This is a genomic window from Pseudoalteromonas sp. NZS100_1, assembly GCF_015864285.1.
GTDB classification, from domain to species: Bacteria; Pseudomonadota; Gammaproteobacteria; order Enterobacterales; family Alteromonadaceae; genus Pseudoalteromonas; species Pseudoalteromonas arctica.
Genome location: NZ_JADYXN010000003.1, coordinates 13,459 through 27,873, shown reverse-complemented (window position 1 = coordinate 27,873; position 14,415 = coordinate 13,459). Strand labels below are relative to the sequence as shown.

The 14,415-nt window shown below is 39.2% G+C and carries 7 protein-coding genes; all 7 read right to left on the bottom strand.

Going from position 1 to position 14,415, the window contains the following annotated elements:
• Positions 1–297: 297 nt before the first annotated feature.
• The 7 genes from I6F66_RS02590 to I6F66_RS02560 all read right to left on the bottom strand — a co-directional run bounded on the left by I6F66_RS02590 (position 298) and on the right by I6F66_RS02560 (position 14,373).
• Complete coding sequence (locus I6F66_RS02590) at positions 298–3,261, bottom strand: TonB-dependent receptor (RefSeq protein WP_197208676.1); 2,964 nt, start codon at positions 3,259–3,261, stop codon at positions 298–300.
• Positions 3,262–3,785: 524 nt separating this feature from the next.
• The gene (locus tag I6F66_RS02585; protein ID WP_197208674.1) at positions 3,786–6,818 is read right to left on the bottom strand and encodes a TonB-dependent receptor; all 3,033 of its coding nucleotides are present in this window, start codon (positions 6,816–6,818) and stop codon (positions 3,786–3,788) included.
• Positions 6,819–7,143: 325 nt separating this feature from the next.
• Positions 7,144–9,876 carry a poly(beta-D-mannuronate) lyase gene (locus I6F66_RS02580; protein WP_197208672.1) on the bottom strand — a complete coding sequence of 911 codons (2,733 nt, stop codon included), beginning with the start codon at positions 9,874–9,876 and terminating at the stop codon, positions 7,144–7,146.
• A gap of 462 nt (positions 9,877–10,338) precedes the next feature.
• Entirely contained in the window at positions 10,339–11,301 is a 963-nt protein-coding gene (locus tag I6F66_RS02575; RefSeq protein WP_010555334.1) for a class 1 fructose-bisphosphatase, read from the bottom strand.
• Positions 11,298–12,380 (bottom strand): class II fructose-bisphosphate aldolase, encoded by a 1,083-nt coding sequence (gene fbaA, locus I6F66_RS02570; RefSeq protein ID WP_007585332.1) that lies wholly within the window; start codon positions 12,378–12,380, stop codon positions 11,298–11,300. Before fbaA ends, I6F66_RS02575 begins: the two co-directional genes overlap by 4 nt.
• A 14-nt stretch (positions 12,381–12,394) precedes the next feature.
• Positions 12,395–13,012, bottom strand: coding sequence for a bifunctional 4-hydroxy-2-oxoglutarate aldolase/2-dehydro-3-deoxy-phosphogluconate aldolase (eda, locus tag I6F66_RS02565; RefSeq protein WP_007585331.1), 618 nt, complete (start codon positions 13,010–13,012; stop codon positions 12,395–12,397).
• Positions 13,013–13,440: 428 nt separating this feature from the next.
• Entirely contained in the window at positions 13,441–14,373 is a 933-nt protein-coding gene (locus I6F66_RS02560) for a sugar kinase (RefSeq protein ID WP_165740803.1), read from the bottom strand.
• Between the last annotated feature and the right edge of the window lie 42 nt (positions 14,374–14,415).

Sequence of the window (14,415 nt, the reverse complement as noted above, 5' to 3'; positions counted from 1 at the left end):
TACGCTAGAACTAGGCAAAAATTTTTGTATCTAGTTGTTCTAAATAAAAAATTTTTAACGACGTTATAGTGCAATTTAATTCGTTAAATTGATCAAAGATTTATGCAGGTTGGTATAATTACTGGTGGCAGTGCAGCAAGACATTGCCGCTGTAACAGTATTTAAAAGTAAAATACAAAGTGGAATAAATCATTTTTATAAATGTTAACTAATTTTAGTTAAAAAAAAGCAAGCCAGATGGCTTGCTTTTAGCGTCTTTAAATACACACACTTATAGACTCGATTTAACTATAACGTTTAAAATCTATAGCTTGCGCCAAATGTAATACGGCGGTCTGTAATACCTTGGAAACAAAGTAAAGCACCTTCGTTAACACAAGACTGGCTAACTTCTGATTCAGTTAAGTTTACAGCTTCAATACCGATATTTAGCTGATCGTTCACATCATAACTTATGCTGGCATTAAGCTGCCCTCTGTCTTCTTGAACAACAGGGAAACCCCATGGGAAGCTTGAGGTGCTACCAAAGTCAGTTGAACGGTACCCTTCGCGCCACGTGTAACGCGCTCGAGCAGATAGACCGTATTTCTCATAGTAAAATGTAATATTATATGCGTTTTCTGACAGATCAATGAGTGATTGCTTAGCACTTATGTCTGCATCCGGGTTACCGGTTGTTAATGCAAAAACAGCATTTGCACGACTCGTTGCAGTGTCAAATGATTCACCACCAGAAAATTCTTGATAGGTATAGTTAGCAACCACACCAAAACCTGATGCCCAACCTAGCTCTTTTTCAAAACTTGATAAGTCGTATTGAGCTGCAAGCTCAATACCTTGCTGTGTTGTTTCACCAGAATCATTAATAGTAGTTTGTGTTGGTACACATAACCCTACGCCAGCATCTGGGCCAAACACGTTTATGTCTGCAATTGGATTAAATATGCCGCCTCCTTCACACTCTGGACCATTTGTATCGCGAAAGCCTGTGCTTGGGTCTTCAAATGGGTCAACTTGCTGTGTAACGTGCAAATCGCTACGTGTTTTATGAAAGTACCCCACACTTAACAAAGCAGCGGGTGCAAAATACCAATCTGTAGATATATCGAAAGAGGTTACTTCTTCTGGTGCTAAGCCTGAATTACCAATTGAAACGGCACTATTAGGGCTGGTGCCAAACGTAACAGATGTAGATAGGTCATCAAAATCTGGGCGTCTAATATCTTTTGACCAACCTAAACGAACAATCACATCTTCACTTACATTCGCGGCTAAATTGAATCGAGGTAAAAAGAAATCGTAATCACCTTTAGACGTTAGCTGAGTAACCAGTTCGTTGCCACTTCCATCTTGAGTAACAGAGTTACCTAGCGATGTAACTTCAGTCTCTAAATAACGTAGGCCAAAGTTACCGCGAAACATGCCGTACTCAAAATTTGCTTGTGCATATAAGGCATGTGTTTCTTCTTCAATATCAAAAAACGCATTTACTTGAGACGTTGGTGAACTTATTGGACCACGATCAGAACCCGTTATTGCATTATTAGCTTCAATCGCTTGGTTTAGCGCTGCTAATACGGCTTGTGGATCAGAGGATGCAAGCTCTGGGTTAATAAGTAAGAAATCACGAATATAAAGTGCTCGCCCATCACCATCGTTAAAGTTATCTGGGCCCGCTGTTAATAATTGTGCAAATAAATCACCCGTTGGACTATCAGCCATATTTCTTAAACCAACGTTAGAACGAACTTGATCCGACACACTACTCGTTTTACTGTAGCGGTAACCAAAATCGACTGACGTTATTACATCATCTAAGTAATATGTAAAATCTGTACGAAACGCATCTTCTGTATTTTCTGACTCATCTTGCCCTTGGTTTACGTCACGTAGAACAACATTTGCAGGGTCGAGCAATTGAGCCATTGTTGGCGCGTTTGCCTCTCCCGTTGCAATCCCAAACGTAAGTGTATCACCTGTAAGATCATACTCAAAAGGAGTCCCGTTTTCATTTGAAGAATTAGTAGCAACATTGGGATTTATAAAATTAAGCGTTGTATTAAAGCTTGGTGTAGTTGAATCAGAACGAGAGGTTGAGGCTTCAATACTTGCAAATAATCTATCGCCTTGCCATTCGCCCCCTATTCTAAATATTTTGCTCTTTGTGATGCGTGAATTAGTATCGCTAGAAAAACGCAAGTTAGGATCGCCACCACCATCTTCAACCGGAATAACGCCTCTTACAGCCGCTTGTATGCTGCCTAGGTTTTGTCCGTCCAGTGAACCAAAATTAACTGTTTCAAATTCACTCGGTATTGATACATTTCTAAGATCACTTAGGCCAGATGCTTGTACTCTTGAGCTTTCTTGGCGGCGCTCTTGATCGTTAACAACTGCATCAAAAAAGAATTTCATATTATCGTTTGGTGCATATTCAAATGTACCTGCGAAGTTTTTTGTCTCGTATTCGTAATTATCGTAATCTTGAATTAAAAATTGTACTGGTAGAAAATCAAACGATTGTGCACTTGCAGCACCACTATCAGCGGCTACCGAATTATCTCTATCTGCGCGAGGACGAAATGCGGTTACGTCTTGCTCACTGTAACTACCACTAAATACAACACCAAACTTACCGCCCGAATCAAGCTCCCAGTTATCACCCCAAGCACCTGATACCCTAGGAGTCACTCCATCTGTTGATAAGCTACTATCTTCACCTTGAACTCTAATTGAGCCTAGAGTTTCATTTAACTGTAACGGGCGAATTGTTTTAAGGTTTATTGTTGCGCCCACAGAGCCTTCGATTGTTTTTGCTTCTGGTGACTTAATTACTTCTACACCAGAGATAATTGCAGCTGATACATCCTCAAAACTAATGCCACTTCGTCCAGACCCTGAGCCAACTGTTGATACGCCGTTCACTTCTGTACGATTAGCATTGGTACCACGAATTTGAACACCCGTACCTACCCCTGCTTCACGAGTAATTTGAATCCCGGTTACGTTTTCAAGTACTTCTGCGAGGTTTTGATCTGGTAGCTTACCAATATCTACAGCCTCAATAATTTCAACAAGGCTATCTGCTGAACGCTTTTGTGCAAGCGCATTTGTAAGCGATTGTCGAATACCTGAAACCTCGATAACCTCAAGATCGTCTGCAGCTTTTTTTGGAGCTTCTTGCGCCTGTGTAGACAAAGACATACCAAGTGCGGTTGCCGATATAACTGCCAGTGTAATTTTAGATAACTTGTGACTCATAGTTTTTTTCCTGTGTGTGTGAAATGCTATGTTTAACCAGCTACTTTATTGTTTTTATTAAAAGCCCTTTCTTATTACAAAGTCTTAACTTTATATTTACACCCACACCTACAAAGGTCAACCTTTTGGTAATGAATTTAGATCAAATATTATGCAATATGTTATTACCAAAATAGAAAAACCTAACTAAATTTCAAGTTAAAAGCAAAACTTACATTTTAAGTTGATGTTATTTATAGTTTTTAAATTCTATTAGAAATAGGGCTGTCAATAACAAAGGTTAGAATAGTTATCGTTTTAAAAATGAAATAATTTAGGCAGGAGAAACCGATGATGTTGGGCGTGCTGAATAAACAGCATTATTGGTTAACCAATTTAATTGTTTTTAGTCAAGTAGCGTAATTTAGGAGTGAGTTTTTTAAGTACTGTTTGTTGATGTTATCGAAAATATAAAATTGAAGAATTTGAGGATCAAAAAAGGCGGTAAAACCGCCTTTTTGATGTGATCTAATGTTTAACTATTATTACAGCTTGTAGCTTAAGCCTAAGAATAAACGTGGGCCGTAGTCATTCACTTCACCTAGGTTACCTTCAACAAAGAAGTCTTGTGATTTAGGTGCACTGAACAAGTTAATTGCTTCTGCTTTAACTCTAAAGTGCTCATCAATTTTGTATGATGCGCGCATTTCCCATACGCCTACGCCATCAACATAACGAAGTCGAGTACCATTTGTAGTATATGGTTGGAAATACTCACTACGATATTTGTAAATAACAGCAGTATCAAATCCACCAATTTGGTAGTATAGCTGACTGCTAAATACATGCTTTGAGAAACCAGGTACTGAAGCCGACTCAATAATACCGTCAGTTAACTGTGTAGTATTACCATCTACGTCAGTCTCAAACGTATCGCCGTATAAGCTATCTTGGAACTCAAAATCAGTGTCTGCATAGTTGTAACCAAATTTCATACCGATGCCATTATCCCAGCGGTAAGAAAATGAAGCTTCAAGACCTAATATTTCACTGTCTTCATCTGATGTAACAGAGTTAGTAATTGGTAATGAAACAGTTTCACCGGCAACAGTAAAATCTTCAATTACTGTTTGTTGTTGAAAACCACCGTTGAACTGTTTGTAGTATAAGCTTAACGCTAAGATTGAATCTTCGTTAGGGTACCATTCAAACGCAGCATCGTAGTTCCACGACATAAGCGGTTGAGTGTCCGGGTTACCAGAACCATTTACACCCACTAATAAATCGCTGATTGATGTTGCTGTACCTTCTGTATCTTCTTGGAATGTACGGCTGTAACCTAAATCAGATGGATCTGCGCGTGACATACCACGGTATATACCTGCACGGAATAAAATATCTTCACTGTAGTCAATAACTAGGTTAAAACTTGGTAAATACTTCGTGTAGTCACCACCGCTTTTTATTTTATCCAATGAACCATTATCAGATTCAACCAGAGAAAGTACACCGGTGTCGCTTGTTACTACGTCAAAGCTATTTCTAAAACCAATCGAAGTTACTTCTGTGTCTACAATACGAAGACCAAAGTTACCGCGAATGAATTTACCAAACATTTCAGTATCGTAGTTAGCCATTAAGTACACTGATGTTGTTTTTTCTGTTACATCGATTGTACCTGCATTTTCATATTCAACTTCTGGGTAAGCAAACACACCATCAGCGTTAGAACCAGCTACAGCTTGTGAGAAACATACGTTGTCGTATGTAGCCCATGATGAACCTGTACCGCTATCTACAACGTTACCGTCACTATCAACATTTGTTACGATATCGCCATCAGATACACTTGATAAAAAGCCTGATTCAGGGAAATCGATTTGACAACCTTGTAATACGTCAAGCGCTTCAGTACCAGAGTCTAGTGTGTATTCATTTCGTGAACCGTTACCTTGGCTACCACCATACTGTAGGAAGGTCATTTCAGATGTTCTAATACCACCTTGAATACTGGTGAAAACATTGCCATCTAAGGTATAGTCAAAATCTAGTCGCGCTGAGATAACTTCGTTTTCACGAACATTTTCACGGTCAAGTCGTGTTCTTAGGCTATCTGTAAAGTTTGAAATATCTGTTACGTCAAAGTCTGTCAGTGTGAAATGAGGGATCTCATCGCCCATATCCCAAGAAAAGAAATTACGACCTGATGTTCTACCACGGTTAGATATTTGAAGTTCTTCGCGTTCTGTTTTTGAATACGCTAAATCTAAGTCAACAGTTAATCTATCGGTAACTGTATGTTCTATATTTATGCCGTAACCTTGGTAGTTTTCTTCACGAGAAAATTGCTCACCTGCAGATTCAATTCGCTCTTCGCCTTCCCAATGAAGGATACCGCCAACATCATTAGTAACAAGTGTTGGACCGGTTACGCCTGGTGTTGCACGTTTTTGTAAAAAGATTAAATCGTGGCGTGCTTCTTTTTGTGTTCTATCTGAAATTTGTGCATCAAAGTTAACATCCCAATCAGCTGAAGGTTGATATTGCAGTGCAAAAAACATTGCATCACGTTCATCTGATGTCTCGTTTTGGCGGTAACTACGGCTACTGCCAGTCCAAGCATAAGGAGTCCCATCACTTACTGCTTTACCTGTATCAGGATCAATTTTTGTATCGTAACCTTGATTTTTACTGCCGCTTACTTGATCTTCACAGTCACCTGCGCTGCTGCGATAAAAACCTTCGTTGGTATTATTAGGATCGTTTAAACACGCCCATAATGAAGAACCTGATGGGCTAGAGCTTCTGTATTCAGCTTCTGGTTGGCTGATATCTTGGCGCTGTACACCAAAAGACACACCAACGGCTTGGCCGTTATCAAATTCAAACTGGTCTACATAACTAAACGTGCCACGGTAACCCGCGTCACTTTGAAGTGAGTTATCTACATTACCTTCATCAGGGTTGTAGTTTAATTTAACTTCAGCTGATACACGTTGCTTGCCAAAATCAAGTGGAGTTATAGTTTCAAGTGCAATAACACCTGCAACACCACCTTCAATCATTGACGCATCTTGCGTTTTATAAATTGCTACTTTTTTTACAAGTTCAGACGGAAACTGCGAAAAGTTAACTGAGCGGTCACCACTACCATTAGTCGCTTCACGACCATTGATATGCGTTGCACTTAAAAATGGACCAAGACCACGAATAGTGATTTCTGTTGCACCACCGTTTTCACGGTGAGATGCAGCACCTGTAATTGATTCCAGTGCTTCACCGATAGACAGTGCTGGTAAATCACCAATATCTTCAGATGACAGGCCATCAACTACCGTTGTTGCTTCACGTTTAATTGCTATTTGGTCTTGAATCGTTCTACGTGTACCTGTAACACTAATTATTTCAACGTCTTCTTCAACTTCTGTCGCTTTTCCCTGATCTTCCTGTGCGCTTGCTGTAAATACGCAAGAACTTGCCATACCTGCGATGACCGCTGTTCTTACCCATTTTGCAACTGGGCGCATTGCAAACTGCCCTGTTGTAGAATTATTATTCTTTTCTGACTTCAACGACATGTGAATTCTCCGCTGGTTGTTGTTGTGTGATTTTAGTGTGTTAGCTTGTTATGCTTATGTATATTTTATGTGACCTTTGACGTTAATATACTTAAACGCAGCACGATGATCAACCAATTTGACGCTTTAATATTACCATAAGGTATACCAATTTTAACTTAGCGGCATTACCAGTAGGTCAGACAGGTTTTTTACTAGAATATAAACCGCTCTAAACTAGTTTATAAATGGGTAATGTAGGTTGAGAAAAGTGTGGTGATTATTAATAAATAATAAAAAAGCCCCAAATTTGGGGCTTTTAAAAGTTAACTGATTAATTGGTTATTTAATCGTTTTGTATTTTCCATATAGATCCAACACCGACTTCAGATGATTGAATATAATGAAGACCTTTAGCACCCGCCTCTGCCTGAAGGCCTGCAGGGTCAGTTTCTAATAACGTACTTGTTGCTGTAACGTACTCAAGTACTTCTTTGCCATTAGTTGCTGGGTCTTGGTCAATTGCACCATCAGTATCGAATGCGCCATTACCATTTAGTTTTCTAATTTCAACCCAGTCACCGCTTGCATCGCCTGATACTCGACTATCCATATAACCAAAGTTGTTACTTAGCAGCGAGCTATCATGATTAATTAAGTCACAGTCATATTCAAAAGCATGGTCACTATCAAGTGTATTTGGATAAAATAGGCCTTGAGTTGTAGCACTGCTGTTTATTGTATCTTCGTCTGTTTGATCGCCTAAACCGTTTGCAATTAAATTTCCATTAAAGTTGATAACAAACGCATTTTTGGTTAGACCGTATAGGGTTGGATTATTGACGACCGTTAACTCATCACAATCACTAACGTTTGAATTATCATGTACTTCTGTGCTAAATACGATTGGCTGTTGTGAGTTTAAAACCGTATTGTTAGTTACGTTAAGTGTAAAATCACCGGCACCATCAAGAACGGCTTGATTACCTGACTTTGGTACTCCGCCATCAGCTTGCGAAAATGGATTTGCAGTAAATACAATACCGCCCGCTTCTTTGTTAGCTGAGCGGATGCCTGCAATATAGTTATTGCTCACTGTATGCCCAAGCGGTGTTATTAAAATACCGGCAGGTCTATCTGATGAGCTCGCTATATCTGTAGTACGAATAATAATGTTGTCTGTAACACTGTTAAATCCACCATCTTCTAGTGAAATACCCCCATTAGGATTTACGATTGTATTGCCTTTGATGGTTGCACCAGAAGTTTGTACACGCATTAAACGACGACCTGTTACAAAGTTTTCTACGCGGTTATACTGAATAGTAAAGTTTGCGTTATCAGCTGCACCGCTACCCGTTGTGCTACCTGCATTGATTAAATATAAACTTGATTGACCAAAGTTTGGATTATCACTGTCACTAAATAAATTATATTGAATAACGTGATCAGAGCTTGATGATGATATTTTTATCACAGACCCTTTTTCTGCTACATTTCGATTAGAGAATGTATTTCGCTCAACCAACGCGCTTTGACCTTTTATCATCAGCCAATGGTATTCAGAGTTATTGAGTGTAGCTTCTTCTCCATCCATCGTGTTTTGCGAAAAAGTAAAGTTATCCCCTTCTGAGTAAATAACAGCACCTTCTTCGGTTTCACAAAATGCACCCGCTTTAGTATCTATATTCTTAAAGGTAAGCCCTGTTAATCCAGCGCCATCTACTCCAGCAGCTACATGCACACATACTTCACCGCTAAGTACAGGAGTTTGACCTTCTACAGCGCGAAGCGTTACTGCACTGGTTAATAAAACTGCGTCCATATCAGCATAAACACCGGTGTTTAAGCCAATAACATCACCATCAGCTAAACCACCACTTATAGCACCAAGGAGTGCTTCAGGGTTACTAACTAATTGTGTGTAAACTAATGTATCAAGTGAGTTTGTAACCTCACTCGCAAAACCATCGTTATCTGTATACGTAGCTTTTACCGACATTATTGAGCCAGCGTAAGCAGAAGGTGTAAATGTTTTACTATTACTGTCGGCTACTTCAACGCCATCAGCAGACCAAGTATAAGTAACGTTTGCCTCTTCAACACCGTTGTTATCAGTTATCTCAGCGGTTAACTCGCCACTTGTCAAATAAGGCGCTACGCCCATAATGGCGACGCTACCGGCTTCGTCAACCGCAACAGCAGAAACAGCAATTGTTTCCTCTGATGTATTATCCTCGATAAATCCATTATCATCTGTGTAAGCAACTTGAACACTTATCTTTTGACCTAAAAGTGATGCATCAACTGTAAAGGTGCTTTGTGTTGCGCCATCTATCTCTTGTGCGTCAGCAAGCCATTGGTAAGTAATATCTCCTGTTGCCCCGTCGGTATCAGCAACTTCTGCTGTTAATATATTACCAACGGTTGGCGTGCCACTAATTGTAACTTCGCCTTCTGAGTTTGTTCGTGCTACAACCTCTGTACCCGTTGAAGTCACAGACTCGTTAAACCCACGGCTATCTTCAAAAGATGCACTAACTGTTATAACTGTACCAAACTGTGCGTCTGTTAACGTGAGCGTTGAAAGTGCTTCATCTGCAATCTCTATGTCATCAACAAACCATTTATAAGTTACTGTATCGCCATCAAAGCCATTTTCGTCAGCTACATTGGCTGTTAGTTGCGAACCGACTAGAGCGTCGCCCGTAATAGTTAAACTTGCAGGGAATGCGATTGCGGCAACATCTGCGGTTGGATCTGTAATATGCGATTCATTGATACCGCCATCATCGGTATAAAGCCCTTGAACTGTAATTGGTAACCCTATCTGATCGTCAGTCAGTGTAAACGAAGCGCTATTTGCACCTGTAATTGCCTCACCATCTGCATACCAATAGTAAGTCACGTCACCTGAGATACCATCAGGGTCACTAACTTCAGCTGTTAATGTTTGTCCGCTTGTAACCGTTCCACTAAGAGCAATAGAGCCCAAGTTGTTGTCATTGTTGTTTGAGTTTGTGTCACAACCAACTATTGCAGCTGCAATAGCGCATAGCGCAAAATGTTTTAATTTCATGGTGGCTCTATTCTCCAAATTTATGGTTTTAATATTTGGTTATCTATTGTGTGTGTTACCAAATAAATCATGCGTTTATTACCAAATTCATTTAAATTGCAAATAAATTGTTAACCAACTTGGTAATATAACCATAATAAAATAACTTTTTCCACTACATCCACCCAATTAAATAACAACAAATAAACATAAAGTTAACCCTGCACTGTTGTCGCAGGTCAAAAATTGAATTCAATCATGCACAATTACTGCGAAAATACATAACCTTAGAGTAAAAAATTGGTTTTACATGGGGTTAAGTAAATCAGATTTATTTAATATATATGAAGTATTCTTATTTGAAGACTATAAGAAAATTAAGAAATGAAGTGAGTTTGTATAAAAAGGATTATTTACAGAGAGAATGAAAAATAAGGGTAAAAAAGGGGCTATTTTCTTGCCCCTTTTTTATTAAGTACTGGTTTATAAAATAGCGTTATTATAAAACTCTACAGGCTCATTTGAGCCCAAAGCAACAGGCACACGTTGATGCAAGCTAGTTGGCGCAATATCTAAAATACGCGTTCCTCTAGAGGTTGCTTTACCACCTGCGTTTTCAACTAAAAGCGCTAACGGGTTTGCTTCATAAAGCAGTCTTATTTTTCCGTTATCGTTACCACTGCGTTTATCTTGCGGATACAAAAATAACCCGCCTCGGCATAAAATACGATGAACGTCGCCTACCATCGCTGCATTCCAACGCATTGAGCTTTTTTCAAAGCTTTCACAGGTGTAAAGCAATTTATCAAAATACACTTGTGTCGGTTCGTCCCAATAACGGTAGTTAGCCATATTAACGGCAAATTCACGACTCTGCTCTGGCACACTTAACTGCTTATTTGTCAGTAGATAACCGCCATGCGTTGAGTCTAATGTATAACAACGCGTTGGACCGCCAGTGCTCATTACAAGTAATGATGAAGGGCCGTATAACACATAGCCTGCACATACTTGATTTACACCAGGCTGACTAAATTGCTCGTCGCTGTCGAAGGCAACATCATCACGGGCTAAGTAAATAGTAAATATAGTGCCTATTTGCCCATTAACATCAATATTAGAAGAGCCATCTAGTGGGTCAAAAGCAACAATAAACTTACCTTCAGGATGGCCACCTACCGCATGATCTTCTTCCTCTGATGCAACTGATCGAACGCTGCTGTCGTCAAGTAGTATGTCTTTAAGTAGTTGGTTTGCAATTACATCTAGCTTTTTTTGAACTTCACCTTGGATGTTTTCATTCAATGTTGAACCTAAAACACCGGCTAATTCACCTTGGCTTACTCGAAAAGCAATTTCTTTACTGGTCGCTAAAATTGTGCGAATAAGTAAAATAAGATCGGTATCTACACCGTCTTCTTTTAATACTGTATTTAGTCTTTTCATGCGCTATACCTATTTACACAATTTAGATCGTCAAAGCATTGCTCTAGTCTTGCAACCATACTTTGCTCTGAATGACGCAACCATACGCGAGGGTCATAGTATTTTTTGTTTGGCTTATCATCCCCATCAGGGTTACCAATTTGCTCTTGTAGGTATGCTTGGTTATCTTTGTAGTAGTCTAAAATACCTGTCCAACACGCCCATTGCGTATCGGTATCAATATTCATTTTAACTACACCATAGGTTAAAGACTCTGCAATTTTATCGTACTCAGAACCACTACCACCATGAAATACAAAGTTAATTGAGTTGCTTGGTAGATTGAATTTTTCTGATACGTAAGCTTGTGAATCTTTTAAAATAGTTGGTGTAAGAACAACGTTTCCTGGCTTATATACACCGTGAACATTGCCAAAAGACGCTGCAATTATAAAGTTAGGGCTAATACGACTTAAGCGTTCGTACGCAAATGCAACATCTTCAGGCTGAGTGTATAAAGAAGAGCTGTCTAGGTGTGAGTTATCAACACCGTCTTCTTCGCCGCCCGTGCAGCCAAGCTCAATTTCAAGCGTCATACCTATTTTTGCCATACGCGTTAAGTAACGTTCACAAATTTCGATATTTTCTTCTAAAGGCTCTTCTGACAAATCAATCATATGCGAGCTAAACAGTGGTTTGCCAGTCAGTTCAAAGTGTCTTTCACCTTCATCAAGCAAACCATCAATCCAAGGTAGTAGCTTTTTAGCTGCGTGATCAGTATGAAGCATCACTGCTACTTCATAATGTGCTGCCACTGAATGTACATATCTTGCAGCACTTACCGCCCCAAGCACTGCTGATTGTTGCTCTGGTAAAGATAAGCTTTTACCACAAAAAAATTGAGCTCCACCATTAGAAAGCTGAATAATAACGGGCGAGTTTTTCTTTTTAGCAGCTTCTAGCGTTGCATTTATAGATGTTGTACTAACAACATTTACCGCTGGCAACGCATATTGATTAGTACGCGCATGTTCATACACAGCACTTACTTCATCGCCAACGATTACGCCTGGCAGTATTGTTGGGGCTAAATAATTCATTTATGAAATCCTTTCTATTTTAAAGCCTGGATACAAGAATCAGTAATTGCTTGCCAATTTTCTTGTTCAACCCACTCTTTTTTCGCTATCCAAGTACCGCCAACGGCGAATACATTATTTAAAGAAAGATAGTCCATTTTGTTACTTTCGCTAACGCCGCCTGTAGGGCAAAAGCTGACTGCTCTAAATACTGACGACACAGCTGATACAAAAGGTGCTCCTCCGGCAAGCGAAGCCGGGAATAATTTTTGCTCTTCAAAGCCATATTCAAGTGCCATTAAAATATCACCGGTGTTTGATACACCAGGAAGTACCGGCACATTACATTTAGCAAGTGCTGTAAGTAATGCAGGAGAAACGGCTGGCGTTACAATAAAGTCAGAACCCGCTTCAAGTGCTTGCTCTAAAATGTCAGTATTTATGACTGTACCCGCACCGACTTTTAGCTCTGGCACTTGTGCCTTAATAGCTTTTAATGCTTCTAAAGAAGCCTCTGTTCTTAGTACTACTTCAACTAAAGTAAGGCCAGCGTTAGCCATAGCTTTCGCTATTTGAACACCTTGCTCTGGCGTATCAGCTTGAATTATAGGTAGCAGTGTTTGTCCTGACATAAGTTCAGAAAAGCGAGTCATAACGTTGTTCCTTTATAAAAAGTAATGCGGCCGAGGTATGGCGGCCTTTAATGTTTGATTAACCTGAACTCTAGATAATAAATCTATCTCAAGCAGCTATTTTCAGCGCTAACTGCGTTGAATTTACTTGCAATAGGCCCGCTATTGACGCGTAAATTCGCCTTGTTTTCACTGAAAATCTCTAGCTAGAGAAAATAATTTTAAATATCACCATGATTCAATATGTTAGTAAATCTCTTAACCAGAGTTCAGGTTAATTATTTTGTTATACCAATTGCATTAAATTAATGAGCTATTATAGCGACAAGAAAATAGCTCAATAACAAGGCTAAAATTATGATACATAGTTGTTCTATATAAATAATTTTTAACGTAGTTAGTGAGTTATTTAATACGCTAAGGTGATCATGTTTTTAATAAAATTGGTATCAGATACCAGCTTCAACCATTGCTAGCTGAAATATATCTTTTGGAGCAATAGCGCCTGGCTGTTGTATAACCGCACCGGCGGCTTTTGCAGCAAGTTGTACAGCACTCGAAATTGGTTTATCAGATAAACGAGCACCTAAGTAAACACCGTTAAAAGCATCGCCTGCGGATGTCGTATCTACAACATTTGTTACCGGTATTATAGTGTGGCTTTGAAGCGTATTGCCCTCTTTTGTCACTACCGATTCAGGGCCATTTTTAACAACAATTTCTTCAATTTGGTAAGGTTTTAAATATTCAACAACCGCTTCTACGCTATGAACGTCATAAAGTGTTGTTAAATCTTCAACGCCAGGTAGGGTAATATCTGCAAGCGTAAAGGCTAAATGATATTGCTCTTTAGTTTCCTCTACACTATTCCACAAACGCGCTCTGTAGTTAGGATCAAAAACTATTTTAACCCCAGCATCTTTGAGCTGCTTTACAACTTTCCAAAAATGCTCACGTGCACTTTTTTCAATTATTGCTAATGAAATTCCTGAAAAGAAAAACATATCACCTTGGCTAAGCTGCTCGAGTGCATCAGCATCTAAAAAATCAACAACCTTTTTAGCTGCAGAATCATTACGCCAATAAATAAAGCTACGCTCACCATGCTCATCGGTTTCTATGTAATACATGCCAGGTACTTTGGTATCGTGAGCAAATACGAGTTGTGTATTTATTTGTTCACTTTCAAAGCGTTCTAGCATTTTTTTACTTAAATTATCTTGACCTAAAGCCGTAACAACCGAAGTAGTAACCTGCGGGAAGCAACGTTTTAAATACACTGCAGAATTATAAACATCGCCTGCAAATGATTGGTGTAGTGTGGCTGCGCTCATAGCTCTAAGCTCGACCATGCATTCACCGATAAAGTAAATATTTTTCATCTTGGAAGTTACCCTATGTAGTTAACTGCTATGCGCTTATAC